15 protein-coding genes and 1 pseudogene are annotated in these 16,902 nt (G+C 60.7%); 12 read left to right on the forward strand and 4 right to left on the reverse strand.

Translation table 11 applies throughout. The features are described from left to right. The first annotated feature begins 657 nt into the window (after window positions 1–657). The 4 genes from ASE60_RS09215 to ASE60_RS09230 all read left to right on the forward strand — a co-directional run bounded on the left by ASE60_RS09215 (window position 658) and on the right by ASE60_RS09230 (window position 5,000). A complete protein-coding gene (locus ASE60_RS09215; protein WP_057249486.1) occupies window positions 658–1,338 on the forward strand; it encodes a sugar transferase in 681 nt (226 codons plus the stop codon). Between the two features lie 73 nt (window positions 1,339–1,411). Continuing rightward, a complete protein-coding gene (locus ASE60_RS09220; RefSeq protein WP_057249488.1) occupies window positions 1,412–2,683 on the forward strand; it encodes a polysaccharide biosynthesis/export family protein in 1,272 nt (423 codons plus the stop codon). A gap of 8 nt (window positions 2,684–2,691) precedes the next feature. Continuing rightward, window positions 2,692–3,975, forward strand: a complete 1,284-nt coding sequence (locus tag ASE60_RS09225; protein ID WP_057249489.1) for an O-antigen ligase — start codon at window positions 2,692–2,694, stop codon at window positions 3,973–3,975. 23 nt (window positions 3,976–3,998) lie between these two features. Continuing rightward, a complete protein-coding gene (locus tag ASE60_RS09230) occupies window positions 3,999–5,000 on the forward strand; it encodes an acyltransferase (protein ID WP_057249703.1) in 1,002 nt (333 codons plus the stop codon). A 52-nt stretch (window positions 5,001–5,052) separates the two neighbouring features. Here the strand turns inward: ASE60_RS09230 and galE are convergent, their stop codons facing one another. Further along, window positions 5,053–6,039 carry a UDP-glucose 4-epimerase GalE gene (gene galE, locus ASE60_RS09235; RefSeq protein WP_057249491.1) on the reverse strand — a complete coding sequence of 329 codons (987 nt, stop codon included), beginning with the start codon at window positions 6,037–6,039 and terminating at the stop codon, window positions 5,053–5,055. Between the two features lie 334 nt (window positions 6,040–6,373). Here galE and ASE60_RS09240 point away from each other — a divergent pair, with 334 nt between their 5' ends. From ASE60_RS09240 to ASE60_RS09270, 7 genes are all read left to right on the forward strand, one after another. Continuing rightward, window positions 6,374–8,011: a TIGR04028 family ABC transporter substrate-binding protein gene (locus ASE60_RS09240; protein ID WP_057249493.1), complete on the forward strand. Its 1,638-nt coding sequence runs from the start codon at window positions 6,374–6,376 to the stop codon at window positions 8,009–8,011. Between the two features lie 67 nt (window positions 8,012–8,078). After that, the gene (locus tag ASE60_RS09245) at window positions 8,079–9,023 is read left to right on the forward strand and encodes an ABC transporter permease (protein ID WP_057249495.1); all 945 of its coding nucleotides are present in this window, start codon (window positions 8,079–8,081) and stop codon (window positions 9,021–9,023) included. Then, window positions 9,020–9,904, forward strand: coding sequence for an ABC transporter permease (locus ASE60_RS09250; protein WP_057249496.1), 885 nt, complete (start codon window positions 9,020–9,022; stop codon window positions 9,902–9,904). Before ASE60_RS09245 ends, ASE60_RS09250 begins: the two co-directional genes overlap by 4 nt. Continuing rightward, on the forward strand, window positions 9,901–11,538 hold the full coding sequence (locus tag ASE60_RS09255) for an ABC transporter ATP-binding protein (RefSeq protein WP_057249498.1): 1,638 nt from the start codon (window positions 9,901–9,903) through the stop codon (window positions 11,536–11,538). Before ASE60_RS09250 ends, ASE60_RS09255 begins: the two co-directional genes overlap by 4 nt. A gap of 29 nt (window positions 11,539–11,567) precedes the next feature. Next, window positions 11,568–12,614, forward strand: a complete 1,047-nt coding sequence (locus tag ASE60_RS09260) for a putative FMN-dependent luciferase-like monooxygenase (protein WP_057249500.1) — start codon at window positions 11,568–11,570, stop codon at window positions 12,612–12,614. A 39-nt stretch (window positions 12,615–12,653) separates the two neighbouring features. Continuing rightward, window positions 12,654–13,271 carry a CMD domain protein gene (locus tag ASE60_RS09265; protein ID WP_057249502.1) on the forward strand — a complete coding sequence of 206 codons (618 nt, stop codon included), beginning with the start codon at window positions 12,654–12,656 and terminating at the stop codon, window positions 13,269–13,271. 22 nt (window positions 13,272–13,293) lie between these two features. Then, complete coding sequence (locus tag ASE60_RS09270) at window positions 13,294–13,896, forward strand: alkylhydroperoxidase domain protein (protein ID WP_057249504.1); 603 nt, start codon at window positions 13,294–13,296, stop codon at window positions 13,894–13,896. Window positions 13,897–13,993: 97 nt separating this feature from the next. Here the strand turns inward: ASE60_RS09270 and ASE60_RS09275 are convergent. Both ASE60_RS09275 and ASE60_RS35565 read right to left on the reverse strand, forming a co-directional pair. Then, window positions 13,994–14,752: porin (locus ASE60_RS09275; RefSeq protein WP_244495576.1), on the reverse strand; the 759-nt coding region annotated here is incomplete at its 5' end. Between the two features lies 1 nt (window position 14,753). After that, window positions 14,754–15,155, reverse strand: a pseudogene (locus ASE60_RS35565) (porin); the annotation flags it as partial. 676 nt (window positions 15,156–15,831) lie between these two features. Here ASE60_RS35565 and ASE60_RS09280 point away from each other — a divergent pair. After that, entirely contained in the window at window positions 15,832–16,203 is a 372-nt protein-coding gene (locus ASE60_RS09280; RefSeq protein WP_057249506.1) for a hypothetical protein, read from the forward strand. A 122-nt stretch (window positions 16,204–16,325) separates the two neighbouring features. Here the strand turns inward: ASE60_RS09280 and ASE60_RS09285 are convergent, their stop codons facing one another. Next, a complete protein-coding gene (locus tag ASE60_RS09285; protein WP_057249508.1) occupies window positions 16,326–16,736 on the reverse strand; it encodes a DUF983 domain-containing protein in 411 nt (136 codons plus the stop codon). Between the last annotated feature and the right edge of the window lie 166 nt (window positions 16,737–16,902).

Raw genomic sequence — 16,902 nt, forward strand, 5'->3', positions numbered from 1 at the left:
ATTGGCAGCGCCCTTTCGCTTCAACCGCCAAAAGCCCGCACCCTGCTGCCACTGTGCCTCCAAAGTCTTTATGTCGCGTTTAGAGCATTCGAATCAATTTGGCCGTTTTTCGATCCCGCATCGATTCGACCGTTGCGACTCCGTGGCAATCCAAAGGCAATTCCTCCACCATCCGGCGTCTTGTCGTGACCGCACCGCCCGCTGGTTGCTGTTTGGGCAACGATTGAGATCACCTTTTGTTACGAAATTAACTTTTGGTGTCCCGCCGCGCGTGCGGCGCAAAAACTTGCCGCATTGCAGCATTTCATCGGAAAGACTGACGCCTGCCAATTTTTATCGGCGCCAAGACACGTGCTTGCAGGTGAACGCAAACATAACAGATACAAAGATATATTCGCTTTTCGGAAACGTAGTTGCGCGCCAACAATACAATACACGAAAGCTCCGAACGTAAGACTTTATCGTCTCATAATATATCGGCTGGCTGGATGGAAATATTACATATGAGAAATCAGTGATATTCGTCATTTAGGCGCCTACCGGGTACCCGCCATTATTTCGCCCTCAAAAGACAAATTCTCACCACACACTCTTTCTTGAATAAGAGCGCTCCCTTCGAGGGACCGACCAATCGCCAACCTAAATGGAGTTATCTCTATGAAGTCTGCGACCCGATCGGCCAGTTCGCCGTTTTTCAGTGCCGCAGAGACTGCAGCGCTCCCGCCCGTGGGTGGCATTTCGAAGCGAGGCTTCGATATCTTTGCCGCTTCACTGGCGCTCGTCTTTCTGAGCCCGCTCTTTTTGATGCTGGTTGCGCTCGTCAAGTTCTCCGACGGCGGCAGCATCTTTTATGGCCATCGCCGTATCGGTCATAACGGGAAGTCTTTCCGTTGCCTGAAGTTCCGCACAATGCGGCCGGACGGTGATCGGATTCTGCAAGAGTATCTTAGAAGCAATCCTGCGGCCTATGAGGAGTGGCGCGCGACGCGCAAGCTGCAGGATGACCCCAGGGTCACCGTCGTCGGCAGCGTTTTGCGCAAGCTGAGCCTCGACGAGCTGCCGCAGCTCATCAACATCGTCCGCGGTGAAATGAGCATCGTCGGCCCGCGGCCGGTGGTGCAGGATGAGCTGGAGCTCTACGACCAAGCTGCTGTCTACTACCTGCAATCGCGCCCCGGTCTTACCGGCCTGTGGCAGATCAGCGGACGCAACGACGTTTCCTACGCGGCACGCGTCGCGTTCGATACCCATTATGTCCAGAACTGGTCCTTGCTGAGCGACTTCTCCATCGTCGTGAAGACCATTCCAGCCGTTTGCTTCTCGCGCGGCAGCTACTGACGGATCAGCGCCTTCGCACCCGCGCGACCGATAGGTCGACCGCGGGATCGGCGTCTTTTAACGGGAACCTCATATGAACAAACACGCTCCGTCAGGGAAGTCCTGGATTTCCCGCAAGGTGTCTCGTTTCCTTCACCACACGGTCCTGGTTGCCGCGGTGGTCCTCGGCGCCACTCAAGCCGGCGCCGAGGAATATCAGCTTGGCACCATGGACAAGCTCAAGATTCGCGTCGCCGAGTGGCAAACCGCCGAAGGCGCTGTGCGCGATTGGTCGGTTGTCACTGGCGAATACACCGTCGGGCCGTCCGGCGCGCTGTCGTTGCCGTTCATCGGCGATCTGCCGGCGGCCGGCAAGACGACCACCGAGGTCGGAGAAGCGATCGGCGAGAAGATGCAGACCCTGTTCGGTCTGCGCGATCGCCCGTCCGCCTCCGTCGAACTTGCACAATACCGCCCGCTTTATCTTTCTGGCGAGGTCGAAAAGCCTGGCGAATATCCCTTCGCACCCAATCTGACGGTGCTGAAGGCGATAAGCCTCGGCGGCGGATTGCGTCGCTCCGAAAGCGGGCAACGTTTCGCACGCGACTATATCAACGCTCACGGCGATTCGAGCGTGCAGACGGCCGAACGCAACCGGCTGCTGATCCGGCGAGCCAGGCTTCAGGCCGAGATTGCCGACAAGCAGGGCATCGAATTGCCGAAGGACCTTCAGGGCGTACCCGGCATCGACAAGCTTCTTGCAAACGAGACGGCCCTGATGAGCTCGCGCGACAGGAGGCAGAAGCTGCAATTGAAGTCGCTCGCCGATTTGAAGGCATTGCTGGAAAGCGAAATCCAGTCGCTGGCAAAGAAGTCGGAAACGCAGAACCGCCAGATGGAGCTCGCGGCGGAGGACCGCGAGAAGGTCGAGAGCCTGGCCGAAAAGGGGCTGGCGCTCAGCCAGCGCAAGCTCTCGCTGGAGCAACGGGTCGCCGAACTGCAATCTGCGTTGCTCGACATCGACACGGCCTCGCTCAAGGCGAAGCAGGATGTCAGCAAGGCGGCGCAGGACGAAACCAATCTTCGCAACGATTGGGATGCGCAGCTGGCGCAGGATCTCCAGAACACTGAAGCGGAACTCGACACGCTGCAGATCAAGCTCGGCACCAGCCGCGACCTGATGGCAGAAGCACTGCTGCAATCGGCGGAAGCGGCACAATCGAAGGACAATACGGCAGACGCCGCCATCGCCTATTCGATCATCCGCGAGCGTGACGGCAAGCCGACCGAGATCACTGCCGATGAAAACACGCCGGTGTTGCCGGGCGACGTGATCAAGGTTCAAGCCAACCTCGCGACGCAGTAGGATCGACCGTGAGAATTGCGAAGTCGAGCTTGATATCGCCTGATCGCAATGGTGCCTATGGCACCGTTGCGATTGCGCTGTCGTTCTTCGTCTTCGCCTATTCGTCCCGCTTCGGGCAGGCGTCGATCCTGCTTTACTACGGACTGTGGCTGCCGCTGGTGCTTGTCGATTACCGTCGCGTGCTCGGCAACTACGGCAGGCGTCTGTGGATCCTCGGCTTTGCCGTCTTTGCCTGTCTGTCGGTCTTCTGGTCGGCAGCACCCTCGATGACGGCCCGCACCGGGATCCAATATCTGTCGCATGTCGTTTGCGCCCTGATCGCCATGAGGCTCATCGACATCAGAACGCTAACGCGTGGTGCGATCGCGGGCATCGGGATCGTGCTCGTCTATTCCCTGCTTTTTGGTGTCTACCATCTCGATCCGCTCGACGGCACATACAGCTTCGTCGGCGCCTTCGCCTCGAAGAACCAGTTGGGTTTCTACGCCTCGCTCGGCATCTACTTCGCCTTCATTGCGCCTGTCGCTCTTGGGGAGCGACGCTTGTGGCTGCTGGCATCCGGCGCGCTCGGGCTGCTTGCGGCCTATTCGCTGCTCGCTTCGCAATCGGCCACATCCGTATTGACCAGCGCCGTGATCATCGGGCTCTGGCTTGGCATGCGCGTCGTCGGTCTGCTCTCGCCCGGCCACCGCAAGGGTCTGTTTCTTGCAGCTGTCATCTGTGGGGCGTTGGTTGCTGTCGCGGGCATCTATGGCGGCGGCGTCGATCTGGTGCTTGGCCTTTTCGGCAAGGATTCGACGCTGACCGGGCGCACCTATCTGTGGCAGCAGGGCATCGAAGCCGCCATGGCATCGCCGGTGGTCGGCGTCGGCTACCAGGCCTATTGGGTTCAGGGCTTCTCTGAGGCCGAACGCCTCTGGGAAGAATTCTTCATCTCGACGCGCTCGGGCTTCCATTTCCACAACACCTTCATCGAGGCGATCGTGGAAACAGGTGCAATCGGGCTTGTCCTGCTATCGGGCATTCTGCTGACGACCGTTCTCGGCCATATCAAGCGCCTCTTGACGGAGGACGACGATACCCAGTCCTCGGTGCTCTTCGGTATCGCGATGTTGCTGCTGGTGCGCTCTTTCGTCGAGATCGACATCATGAACCCCTACCATGTCGGGTCGTTCCTGCTCTATTTCGCCGCCGGCAAACTGACCTTGCCGCAACCCCGACCGGATGCGCGCCCGGCTGAGGTTCGCAGAGCGCGGATCGTGCCGCAGGCCATGCCGCAGCTGAGGTACTGATGGACCGGACCAACGGGGGCGCGATGGCCACTATCTACGGGATCCAGTACCTGCGTGCGGTTGCAGCGCTCGGCGTCGTCGTCTTTCATGCGGCCGAGCGCACAGGGCATCATTTCGCGATCGGCGCTGCCGGCGTCGACATCTTCTTTGTCATCAGTGGTTTCATCATGTGGGTGATCAGCGAGCGCAAGCCAATGTCGCCGATCTCTTTCCTGCGTGACCGCGTTCAAAGGATCGCGCCGGTCTATTGGCTGGCAACAGCCGTCATGGTTCTTGGCGGCCTTGCCGGGCTTTTCCCCAATCTCGTTCTTAGCCCCACCCACGTGGTGGCATCACTTTTGTTCGTCCCAATGGCCTCTCCAAGCACCGGCGAGGTGTGGCCGGTGCTGGTCCAAGGCTGGACGCTGAACTACGAGATGTTCTTCTACGCCGTCTTCGCCTTGACCCTCTTGCTGCCGCGGTCGCGTCGATTGCTGGCGATCACCGCATGCTTCCTGCTGCTGGTCGGCTTGGGTTTTGCCATCGACAGCGACAATGTGCTGTTCGCCACCTATACGCGGCCGATCATTCTCGAATTCGTGGCCGGTATGATCATTGCCGAACTGTGGCTGCGGGGCAGGGTACCGGGAAGCAATGCCGGCATGGCGCTCGTTGCAATCGCGATTACAGGTTTTTCGGCGCTGGCCGTGTTTCAGTTGCCTTTCGACGAATTCGTGCTCGGGCCCTTGGCCGTCATGCTTGTCGTCGGAACCTTGGCGCTCGAAAGTCGTGGCTGGTTTCGCCCCCGTGGATTGCCGATGCTTCTCGGCGATGCGTCCTATTCCATCTATCTCTGGCACACCTTCGCCATATCGGTTGTGGTGAAGGTCTGTGCCAGGGCGGGTGTCGACCTTGCTCTATCGGCGTTCCTCGCCGTCGTATCGGGAACTGCATTGGGCGTCGCCGCCTATCTGCTTCTCGAAAAGCCGCTGACGCGACGTTTGCGCTCGCGGATCGTACCGAAGCCATTGCGGCAGGCGGCGTAGCTTAAGTCTTTTCGGTGCGGCGCCTGAAACGCCGCACCGGTTCAGCAATTCATCAGGCGCCCTGGTTGCGGCGCGAATGCCAGTTCCAGGCGGTGCGGGTGATATCCGACAGATCGTATTGCGGGACCCAGCCGAGAATGTCGCGTGCCTTGTCGTTGTTGGCGACGAGCGTCGTGGAATCGCCCTCGCGACGCTCGACCCGGTCGATATTGAACTCGCGGCCGGAGACATCGGCGATCGCCGTCAAAAGCTCCTTGACGGTCGTGCCCGTACCCGTGCCGAGATTGAGCTCGACGCTGTCGCCGCCGGCCAGCAGGTATTCGACGGCGCGCACATGCGCGTCGGCCAGATCAAGCACGTGGATATAGTCGCGCACGCAGGTGCCGTCGCGCGTGTCGTAGTCCGTGCCGAAGATCTTGAAGCTTTGCCGGCGGCCAAGGGCCGCGTCGATCGCAAGCGGGATCGCGTGCGTCTCGGGCTCGTGCCACTCGCCGATGCGGCCTTCCGGATCGGCGCCGGCGGCGTTGAAGTAGCGAAGGATCACCGAACGAAGGCCCTTGTACTGGCCATAGTCCTTCAGTGCCTGCTCGCACACCCATTTTGTCCGGCCGTAGGGGTTGATCGGCGCCTGGCGGTGCTGCTCGTCGATCGGCACGCTTTCCGGCAGGCCATAGGTGGCGCAGGTCGATGAGAAGACGAAGGCCTCGACACCGGCGGCAAGCGCGGCCGAAAGCAGTGTGAGGGTGCCGATGACGTTGTTGTCATAGAAGGAGACCGGATCCTTGACTGATTCACCGACCTCGATCATCGCGGCAAAATGCAGGATGGCGCGCGGCTTGTGGCGGGCGAGCACCTCGTCGAGCCGCTGGCGATCACGGATATCACCCTTTTCGAGCACGCCCCATTTGACGAATTCCTCGTGACCGTTCGACAGGTTGTCATAGACGACGGGTTCGAACCCCTTGTTGGCAAGTTCGAGGCAGGTGTGCGAGCCGATATAGCCGGCACCGCCGACGACGAGGACTTTGTTACTTTCCATGATGCTTTTCGATCCCTGGGAGGTTCAAAGGAATTGCCGAGTTTTTTCAACGGATAATGACAGGCTTGTCAATGCCGGCCGCAATCAAGCACGTGTCCATGTCGCGTGTGTGGCGGGTCGGCGCAGGGGTGGCTTTTCCACAAAGACGAGATGCTCGGTGCATGTCGAGATCGACGTGAATTTGCACGCCGGGGACAATTATCTCAGCCTTGCCTGCGAGCGAGATGCTTCTTTCCCATCCGTCGAAACATATAGCATATTAATTTACTAGATTTAATTGATAATGGCGCTGGCAGTCGTACCATAGCCTTCAGATTTTCGAAGGAAGGCTCTCATGACGACGAAACTGAAACGGCTTGCGCTCACCCTCGCGACGCTCGCGGCGACCGGCCTGACCCACGTGGGTGCCCACGCCGAAGGCACGGAGCCGGTAAAAGGCGGGACGCTGATCTATCTGGAGCAGCAAGCCCATACCAATCTCTATCCCCCGGCAGGCGGCTTCTATCCGAACGGCGGCATCCTCAATCAGATCACCGACAAGCTGACCTATCAGAACCCCAAGACGCTTGAGATCGAACCGTGGATCGCCGAATCCTGGACGGTCAATGCTGATGCGACCGAATACACATTCAAGATCCGCCCGGGCGTCACTTTTTCCGACGGCACGCCTCTCGACGCGGCAGCCGTCGCCAAGAATTACGACGTTTTCGGTCTCGGCAACAAAGCGCTGAAGCACCCCGTTTCCGAAGTCATCAACAACTATGAGCGCAGCGAAGTCATCGACCCGCTGACCGTCAAATTCTATTTCAAGCGACCTTCGCCGGGTTTCCTGCAGGGAACATCGGTCATCGGCTCCGGGCTTGTCGCCGCAAGCACACTCGCGCTTCCCTTCGAAGAGCTTGGCGATGCGACCAAGATCATCGGCTCCGGTCCCTTTGTGGTCGAGAGCGAGACGATCGGCAAGGAGCTGAACCTCAAGGCGCGCGAAGAGTATGTTTGGGGTCCCGCGAAGCTCGAGCACCAGGGCCGCGCCTATCTCGATGGCATCACATACATCATCACCGGCGAAGACAGCGTGCGCATCGGTGCGCTGCTCGCGGGTCAGGCGGATTTTATCCGCCAGGTCCAGGCCTATGACGAGAGCCAAGTCGAGGCACAGGACTATCAGATCTACGCACCATCGACCCGCGGCGTGAACAACAGCGTCGTTTTCCGGCCGGACAATCCGCTCGTGGCCGACATCAAGGTGCGCCAGGCGCTGCTGCACGCGACCGATGCCAAGGAAATTGTCACGACGCTGTTTTCTGCCAACTATCCGCAGGCGACCTCGATCATCGCGTCCTCTGCGCTCGGCTACAAGGATATCTCGGCAAAGCTCGCTTTCGATCCCGAGAAGGCCAAGGCGCTGCTCGACGAGGCCGGCTGGTCGGTCGGTTCCAACGGCTTGCGCCAGAAGGATGGCAAGGAACTTGTGCTGACCGCTTACGAATCCCTGCCGCAGCCGCAGAACAAGGAGACGCTGCAACTGGTCGCCCAGCAATGGGGCAAGGTTGGCGTGAAGCTCAACGTGCTTGCCGGCGATAGTGGCAGCAGGACGGTCGACGATCTCGATCCGCTGAAGACGCCCGTCTCTCCGGCGATGGTCGGTCGCGCCGACCCCGACGTGATCAAGAGCCAGTACTACCCGAAGAACCGTGACGTGCTGCGTCAGAAGGGTGGTCTCAGCGACAAGGTCCAGAGCTTCGTCGACGACAAGCTGAACGGCCTGCTCGACGCCCTGGCCTCCGAGCCGGACCGTGCAAAGCGCCTCGCGATCGCCGGCGAGATCCAGGACTACGTCGTGGACCAGGCCTATGCGATCCCGATCTTCGAGGAGCCGCAGGCCTACGCCGGCGCCCCTTACGTCCAGGGCGTCGCCTTCGAGGCAGTCGGTCGTCCGAGCTTCTACAGCACCTGGCTCGCCGAGCATTGATCGACCCGCGGTCACCGTGCTCGCGGTGGCCGCCACTCCCCGAAATTCGCACGCAGAGGATTGGATCATGTCCGCCTATTTGCTCAATCGCGTCGGACAGGCGCTCTTCGTCCTGTGGGCCGCATTCACGATCTCCTTCGTGCTGCTGCAGGCGATGCCCGGCGATGCGATCCTCATCAAGTTCCAAAACCCCGATCTTGGACTGACCGCGCAACAGGTCGCCGAAATCCGCGCTTCCTATGCCGCCGACAGCCCGATTCTCGTTCAGTACGTGCAGACGATCGGCAAATTCCTGACCGGCGACTTCGGCTACTCCGTTCAGGCGGGCGTTCCGGTCAACAGCTTGCTCGCAGCCCATCTGCCGGCAACGTTGAAACTCGCCACGCTTGGCTTCCTCCTTGCCTCCGTGCTGGCGATTCTCATCGCCTTCCTCTCCAGTCTGACGCCGTTCACCTGGCTGCGCGGAGTACTGCAATCCGTTCCTTCGCTCTTCATCTCGATCCCCACCTTTTGGCTTGGGATCATGTTGATCCAGATCTTTTCCTTCCGCTTGAAGCTCGTTCCGGTCATCAATCCCGGCCCCTGGCAGGAACTGATCCTGCCCGTCTTCGCGCTCGCGGTGCCGATTTCTGCACCGCTCGCCCAGGTGCTTGTGCGCAACATCGACGACGTGTTGACGCGGCCCTTCGTCGGCGTCGCCCGTGCCAAAGGCGCGAACCGTCACTGGATTCTCTGGCGGCATGTGGCGAAGAATGCGCTCCTCCCGACACTGACCATTGCGGGCGTGCTCTTCGGTGAACTGATCGCCGGGGCCGTGGTGACGGAAACCGTCTTCGGACTCAACGGCATCGGCGGCCTTACCGAACGGGCCGTCGGCAGCCAGGATGCCGCCGTCCTCCAGGCCATCGTCGTGCTCTCGGCGCTCGCCTTCGTGATCATCAATCTTGTCGTGGACCTGCTCTATCCCGTGCTCGATCCGCGCCTCAGGACAAAAGTCGGAGTTGCCGCATGACCACCTTCGATACGCTTCACGACGACATCGCTGCGGATGCAATCCGGCGGACCCAAGGACGGCGCTCTCGCGTGGCCTCGACGTTACGCCGCGTGCCTCCGGGACTGGCCTTGTCCTGGTTCATTCTGGCGACGGTTTTCCTCTGGGCAGTCGCCCCCTCGCTCTTCACAGGCTACAACCCCCTCGAGGGCGTGGGTGGCGCGCAGTTGAAGCGCCCCAGCGCAGAACATCTGCTTGGGACCGATGCTCTCGGACGCGACCTCTACGCGCGCATCGTCCATGGTGCCGTGCATTCGCTGACGGGTGCCTTTGTCGCCGTTGGCCTCGGTCTTATCGTGGGCACCGGGCTCGGCGTGGTCGCCGGCTCCGTCCGGCGTCGTTTTGATGACGCGATCATGCGGCTTGTCGATGTTTTCCTGTCGATCCCGCCATTGCTGCTCTCGCTCAGCATCATCATCCTGCTCGGCTTCGGCACGGTGAATGCGGCTATTGCCGTCGGCGTCACCTCGGTCGCGGGCTTCGCCAGACTGGCCCGGGCCGAAGTCGTGCGTGTACGCCGCAGTGACTATGTCGAGGCGGCCTTCGGCAGTGGTGGCACGTTTGCATCGGTGCTTTGGCGGCACATCCTGCCGAACTCTCTGACGTCGGTTCTCGCCTTCGCATCGCTGCAGTTCGGCTCGGCCGTGCTGCAAATCTCGACACTCGGATTTCTCGGCTATGGCGCGCCACCGCCGACGCCCGAATGGGGCCTGCTGATCGCAGAAGGCCGCAACTACATCTCGACGGCCTGGTGGCTGACGACGGCCCCCGGCGTCGTGGTCGTTCTCGTCGTATTGGCTGCCAATCGGGTCAGCCAATCTTTCGGAAAGACCGCAGCATGACCGTGATCCCTCAGCAGGTGTCGCCCGTTCTCGAAGTCGAGGGACTATGCATCGCCTATGGTGATGGAACTGCGGAACGACGCGCCGTCCACGATGTTTCCTTCAGCATCAATCCTGGCGAAGTCGTTGCCCTTGTTGGCGAATCCGGCTCCGGCAAGACGACGACGGCGCAGTCGATCATCGGTCTGCTTGCCGCGAACGGTCGCGTCGAACGCGGCAGCATCAAGCTCAACGGGACGGACATTGCCCGATGGACCGATCGGCAACTGGAAACGGTACGTGGCGCCAGGATCAGCCTCGTGCCGCAGGATCCGGGAAACTCTCTCAACCCGGTCAAGACCATCGGCGCGCAGGTGGGCGAGATCTTCCGGATCCACGGTGCGCTGCGCCCTGACGGGATCGACGATCGCGTCATTTCCCTGCTTGCCCGTGTGGGCCTGAGCGAGCCGGCATTGCGGGCGCGGCAATATCCACACGAACTGTCGGGTGGCATGCGCCAGCGCGTGCTGATCGCGATCGCCATTGCCCTGAAACCGCAGTTGATCATCGCCGATGAGCCGACGAGTGCGCTCGACGTCACGGTGCAGAAACGCATTCTCGATCTGATCGATGAACTGCGAGCCGAGTACGGCACTGCCGTACTTCTCGTGACCCACGATCTCAGCGTCGCCGCCGACCGCGCTGATCGCATAGTCGTTCTTAAGGACGGGCGAATTCAGGAACAAGGCGCAGCCAGCGTCGTTCTCGCCGCCCCGCGCAGCCCTTACACACGACAACTGCTTGCGGCTGCACCGTCTTTCGCAAGCGCCGTGTCCAGGCCGGGGGCCAGTTGGGCAGCATCAGGGGTTCACGACGATATTGTCGTCGTCGACGGTCTTGTTCGCGAATTTGCGGGCGAGGGCAAAAGCCGGTTTCGCGCGGTCGACGATCTCAGCTTTCGTGTCCGTCGCGGGTCGACCCACGCGATCGTTGGTGAGTCCGGTTCGGGAAAGACGACGACCATCAGAAGTATCGTTGGCTTCGACAAACCGACCGCTGGGCGGATCGAAATCGACGGAACAGATCTCTCCCGTCTTGTCGGGGAGGATCTCCGGCAGTTCCGGCGCAAGATCCAGTTCGTCTACCAGAACCCCTACGGATCGCTCGACCCACGCCAAAGCATCCTGCAAATCGTGGCAGAGCCCCTGCTCAATTTCAGCCGGCTGAAGCGCAGCGATCGCGAGGAGAAGGCGAGGGCGATACTCTCCCGGGTCGGGCTGCCCGAAGACGCGGTTGCGCGACGACCACACGCGCTGTCCGGTGGCCAGCGCCAGCGGGTCGCGATCGCCAGGGCACTTGTGCTCGATCCTCAGGTTCTGGTGCTGGACGAAGCGGTATCCGCTCTGGATGTGAGCGTCCAGGCGCGCATTCTCGCCCTGCTCCAGGAACTGCAGAGCGATCTCGGCCTGACCTACCTCTTCGTGTCCCACGACCTCGCCGTGGTGCGCCAGATCTCCGACACCGTTTCCGTCCTGAGAGATGGGCGCCTCGTCGATGGTGGGGTGGTTTCTGACGTCTTCGAACATCCAAGCGGCGACTACACCCGCGAGCTGATCAACGCCATCCCCGGGCAAGGCCCCCGGGCCGCTGCCTGATGCGGCGGGAATTATGAACAGGACTGACCATGACACAGACCACCCCACGCAAGCGCCTTGGCTTTTTCACACGTGTGCTCGACGACGTTCCCGCCGGCACCCGCTATTACTACGCCAAGGAGCAGATCGTGACCGCCGAGCGCTTCGGCTTCGATACCGCCTGGGTGGCGCAGCATCACTTCCATGCTGATGAAGGCGGTCTGCCCGCGCCTCTTGTTTTCCTCGCTCATGTAGCAGCCGAAACGACGCGCATCCGCCTCGGCACGGGCGTCATCACCCTGCCGCTCGAAAACCCGATCCGGGTGGCGGAAGACGCAGCGGTTTTCGATTTGCTTTCCGGGGGCCGCCTGGAGGTCGGATTCGGCACAGGCGGAACGCCGTCGTCCTTCACCGCCTTCGGCCTTGAAAGCGCCGAGCGTGGTGCGGTCTTTGGTCGGCATCTCCAAACCGTGCTTGATGCCTGGGCCGGCCGAGCGCTTGCCGGCGGGGATCGTCTCTATCCCGCAGCGCCGCAACTGCTCGATCGCATCTGGCAGGCAACCTTCTCGGTCGCCGGCGGCGAGCGCGCCGGTCGCGCTGGCGACGGTCTGATGCTGTCGCGCACGCAGCCGCGGCCGCAGGACAAGCCGAACGCCTCGTTGGCGGAACTACAGAACCCGATCATCGACGCCTATCTGCATGCGCTTCCCTCCGGTCGCGCGCCCCGCATCCTCGGGTCCCGCAGCCTGTTTGTCGCCGATAGCCGTGCTGAAGCGCTGCGCCTGGCGGAGATCGGGCTGAACCGCGGTGCAGAACGCTTGATTGCCGCCGGTCACAAAGTTGCCGGCAACTCCCTTGCCGATCTGATCGCCGCATTCGACGTCCATGTCGGATCGGTGGACGACGTCATCGAAAGCCTCAGCCGCGACGAGACCCTGGAGCGCGTCACCGACCTCGTGTTCCAGGTTCACTCCGTCGATCCGCCGCACCCTTTGATCCTTCGTTCGATCGAACTGATCGCGACCAAGGTTGCGCCAGCGCTCGGCTGGTCGCCGCAGGAGAAGTTCCACGCGCGCCGGTTTGGTGCCGTCGGTTGAGACTGAGCGCCGATTTCACCCAGTAGAGGAGACAAAACCATGACCCAAGTGTCACCAGACATCATCGATCTGCTCGCGGGCATCACCCCGGGATCGAGCCTCGACAGCATACGCGCCCAACGACCGGAAACGCGAGAACAGGCGCAGCAAAGCTATCTCGCGCTTTTTCGACCCAAGGCACCCGGCGACGTCTCCCTGGCGGAGCGGCAGACAATTGCGAGCTTCATCGCCGGACTTCACCGTCAACCGGATATCTATGAATTCTACGTCAATCCCCTGGAGGAAAGCGGTACGGATCGCTGGCTTGTCGAGGTATTGAAGGCGGAGATTGGGTCAGGGCAGGCGACGGGTCCCTACGGCGATTACCCCGAGGGGCCCTTGAGCGTCGAGAACAAGGCGGGTCTGCTTTATCGCGTCTCGGACACAAACCGCGACGTGCTCGGCGAAAAGCTCTCAGCGGCGCTGGAACATGCCCATCTGCTCGTCTTCCGCCCGCGCGAGGCCAGCCCGCAAGCGCTGCAGGCGCTGCTCGACGCCGGCTGGACGACAGATGGCATCGTCACGCTGTCGCAACTCGTCTCGTTTGTCGCGTTCCAGATCCGGGTGATCGCCGGGCTCAGCCTGCTTTCCGCCGCATCGAAACGTGCCGCCGCATAAGACGTCGAGAGGAACCGCGACAATGACTGAAGTTGCCATCACACCGGGCGTAGGAAATCCTCCTGTAACCTTCACCCAGGCCGAAATCGGCTGGACGCCGTGGCTCCAGCCCTTGGCGGAGGACGATCTGACCGATCGACACCTCCGCGGGCTTGTCGAAGCGGCGCGCGCAAAGTCTCCCTATTTTCGCCTGCTGGTACGCGATCCGGAGGTACTGGAGGCACGTACGAAGACGGACAAGGACATCTTCTACAATACCCGCACGGGCTTGCCACGCGCGGAGCGCGAACTCGCGGCCACGGCCGCCTCGCGTTCAAATGGCTGCATCTTCTGCGCATCGGTCCACGCGCGCTTCGCGTCTCATCATTCGAATCGAGGCGACGATGTGCAAAAGCTGTTGGATGAGGGTGTCGGTGCCGACCTTGGCGAGCGATGGAATGCAATCGTTGCCGCCTCCGTCGCGCTGACTGCGACACCGCCCGCCTTCGGCGACGAGCATGTCGCACGCTTGGCTGCGGCCGGCCTTGATGAATTGGAAATCGCCGATGTGATCCACGGCGCCGCGTTCTTCAACTGGGCGAACCGTCTGATGCTTTCGCTGGGCGAGCCAACCCCAGCCAATTGATCAGCGCCGGATTCGGCGGCTGACGTATTTCGCTGGCAATAAGAAAGCCCGCAACCTCGGCAGAGGTTGCGGGCCATTGCATCCGATGGTGGTCGGATTAGAAGTTGCGCTGCAGACGGACGAAGCCCTTGACCTGCTCGTCGGCATTGTCCTTGTCTTCGTACTGAACGGAGATGCGGGTCGCCAGACCTTCGGTGATCGCGTAGTCGAGCGTTACGCCAGCGCGCCACATGTCGTCGTCACCGAAATCGGTGAACGAGGTCTGCAGGCTATCCCAGTACTGGACACCGGGGGTGATCTTCAGCTTGTCGGTGGCCTTGAAGGCGTACGACGCTGCAACGGACCACTCGGAAGCCTTCCAGTAGGTGTTCGGGTTCGAAGCCCAGATGCCGGCAAGCTGGAAGGTGCCCGGTCCGAGGTCTGCCGAGAGCAGGCCGCGGATTGCGCCTTCTTCCCACTCGGTGTCGTAGCCGCCGAGCAAGTCGAACGAAACGCCGCCGACTGAAGCCGAAACGATACCGGAGATGCCGATGCCGTTTGCCTTGGTGGACCAGCCTTCGAGCTCGTCGACCGAGATACCGGCCTGGAACGAACCGCCGTCGTAGAGGTAGGCGACCGAGTTGAATTCGGTGACGTTGCCGAGCGTGTCGGTTTCGCCGTTGATACCCTTATCCCACCAGTTGTAGAAGAAACCGGCCTTCAGGCCGCCGAGCTGGATGTAGGCTTCATCAACGTCGATGAAGTCGCTATCGCCAGAATCGGTGTCGTTGTCGGCGTTGAACTCAGCAGCGAAGAAGCCGGTGAGCGTGCCATACTCGGTGTCGCTCTTGGCGTCGAACGAGATGTAAGCGCGCGANATCGGTGTCGTTGTCGGCGTTGAACTCAGCAGCGAAGAAGCCGGTGAGCGTGCCATACTCGGTGTCGCTCTTGGCGTCGAACGAGATGTAAGCGCGCGAGAAGGCATCCCAGTCCGAAGTGGAATAGTTCGGGCCGCCGTTGCCGAGGAAGTCATGCTTCGCCTGGTTGTAACGGCTGGTCGAAGCGTCACTACCGAACGAGGTCTGGAAACGGATGAAGCCGCCGATCTTGAGGCAGGTTTCGGTGCCCGGGATGTAGAAGTAGCCAGTGCCGAAAGCGTCGCAAACGCGAACATATTCCATGGGCTCCGGCTCGGCTGCGACGATTGCGTCAGCTGCCTGGGCGCCGGAGACTGCTGCGAGGGCAGCAGCGGAGCCGAGAAGAAGACTTTTGATATTCATACGGACGATCTCTCTAATGGTTTTCAAGGTCAACAAGGCCCGACCCTGGTGTCCCCCAGAGAATTATCGGCTACCTCGCTCGCGCTGCGACGAAATGAACCGGCCACGATGACTCGCGGCGGGCAGCGGCGACACCGCTATCATCGCCAAACGACAGCTTTGTAACAATTTTGTTTCGAATCTTCGGAGAACTTCTTTGATATATAGTGTGGCATAATAGTCACTATCATGTGTTTCTAAAATAAAAATGACCGCTTATAGATAGTAATGAATCCGAATGATATTTTGACGGCGAGGAACTATTGACAAAAATCCCTCATAAAAACTTCATACACTACACATTGACGGTTTGGTGTCTCTATTTTACCTAGTGCCGGCCTTTGAGAAGAGAGGCTTCCGGTGAAGAGCGCCGTCAACGATCAACAGTTGGCGGCGCCATTAGTTTTTTTTGGGTTTTTCTACTCTGGGAGGCGACCGACCGTTCGCGATCAGTGCTGCAGCGACCCACACGCAACGCCTCTAAAAGCTGCTTGGAAGGGAACCGCTGCGCTGACGCTCCGGCGCGCTCCTGATGGTCGCGACTTGCTTGACGAAATGAAACCAATGATTGTAATTCCTCCTAGGACACAGGCCCGCAAGGCGATCCAGCCTGCACGGTCCCATCGGAGATTTCGGCATGAATCGATGTGCATTCCTCATCGCCGCGGCAGTCATGTCGCTCTCGGATGCATCTTCATCTTTCGCAGCAAAAGCGACCACGGCAGTAACGGTCATTGCTTATTCTTGCGAACAAGGTCCGGTTACCATTGCCTATGCGAAGAAGAAGAGCGGTGAGGAGTCCGTGCTGGCGGAACTTGCGGGCAAAACCGTCCGAATGTGGCGCCTCACCGACCGCTCCGAGGAGATGTATGTGTCTCCGCACGGTGACGGAGGCAGTTACCGTTGGCGGATTGGGGACGAGTTCGGGGCATTGACTTGGCTTGGCCCGGAGGCGGATGCCAAGGAGAAGGTTCTGTTCGACCAGTGCCGCGCTGTATCGAACAGGTGATCGGCCTTCCTGGCGGATGCGGGCGGACGGTATCTGCCGCCTGACAAGGCGCGCCGCCACCTGAAGACGGTCGCCGCACTATCGGCGACCGGTAGCCACGTTCTCGCAGTGAAGCGCGGTCATTACTGCGTTGTCGCAACCGGCGGATCCGCACTTCGCCTGACGACCTTGCCCTCCTCGGCCTTGTAGAAGAACTGGCTTGAGACGAGCCATCCCTTCAAGGGTCGAAGCGGTGGAATACATGTCAGCAGCATGAACGGGCCGGTGACCAGCAGATGCACCCAGAGCGGCGCGCTATACTGAACCTCGAGCCAGACGCCAAGAAGCACGCTTGGCACACAGGCAAAACAGATGACGAAGAAGGCGGGGCCATCGGCTGGATCTGCGAAAGAATAGTCGAGACCGCAGACTTCGCACTCCTTGCGCATCTTCAGGAACCCCTGGAAGAGGTGTCCTTGTCCGCAGCGCGGGCAACGGCCGCGCAGACCGGTCTGCATGGGTGGGATGGGTGGCCATTCGTGATCCGAAGACATTGTCGTTCCTTTCAGGCGTCTCGTCCGGCGCATCCTGATGTTCGCCGATGTTGCCTGGTATGCGGCCAGCCATTCCTAGGCGCCGCCTCAGGTCCGGAGGATTAAGCGCCCGAAAGCATACATTGTCAAATTATTGTATGCATACATTGCTGCGACAATTTCGCCC

Source organism: Ensifer sp. Root278 (assembly GCF_001429285.1).
GTDB lineage: Bacteria > Pseudomonadota > Alphaproteobacteria > Rhizobiales > Rhizobiaceae > Ensifer.

Coding starts and splice junctions, on each gene's coding strand:
- ASE60_RS09240 (WP_057249493.1), top strand. CDS start 6,374: ATGACGACGAAACTGAAACGGCTTGCGCTCACCCTCGCGACGCTCGCG.
- ASE60_RS09265 (WP_057249502.1), top strand. CDS start 12,654: ATGACCCAAGTGTCACCAGACATCATCGATCTGCTCGCGGGCATCACC.
- ASE60_RS09255 (WP_057249498.1), top strand. CDS start 9,901: ATGACCGTGATCCCTCAGCAGGTGTCGCCCGTTCTCGAAGTCGAGGGA.
- ASE60_RS09260 (WP_057249500.1), top strand. CDS start 11,568: ATGACACAGACCACCCCACGCAAGCGCCTTGGCTTTTTCACACGTGTG.
- ASE60_RS09215 (WP_057249486.1), top strand. CDS start 658: ATGAAGTCTGCGACCCGATCGGCCAGTTCGCCGTTTTTCAGTGCCGCA.
- ASE60_RS09285 (WP_057249508.1), bottom strand. CDS start 16,736: ATGTCTTCGGATCACGAATGGCCACCCATCCCACCCATGCAGACCGGT.
- ASE60_RS09250 (WP_057249496.1), top strand. CDS start 9,020: ATGACCACCTTCGATACGCTTCACGACGACATCGCTGCGGATGCAATC.
- ASE60_RS09220 (WP_057249488.1), top strand. CDS start 1,412: ATGAACAAACACGCTCCGTCAGGGAAGTCCTGGATTTCCCGCAAGGTG.
- galE (WP_057249491.1), bottom strand. CDS start 6,039: ATGGAAAGTAACAAAGTCCTCGTCGTCGGCGGTGCCGGCTATATCGGC.
- ASE60_RS09280 (WP_057249506.1), top strand. CDS start 15,832: ATGAATCGATGTGCATTCCTCATCGCCGCGGCAGTCATGTCGCTCTCG.
- ASE60_RS09245 (WP_057249495.1), top strand. CDS start 8,079: ATGTCCGCCTATTTGCTCAATCGCGTCGGACAGGCGCTCTTCGTCCTG.
- ASE60_RS09230 (WP_057249703.1), top strand. CDS start 3,999: ATGGCCACTATCTACGGGATCCAGTACCTGCGTGCGGTTGCAGCGCTC.
- ASE60_RS09270 (WP_057249504.1), top strand. CDS start 13,294: ATGACTGAAGTTGCCATCACACCGGGCGTAGGAAATCCTCCTGTAACC.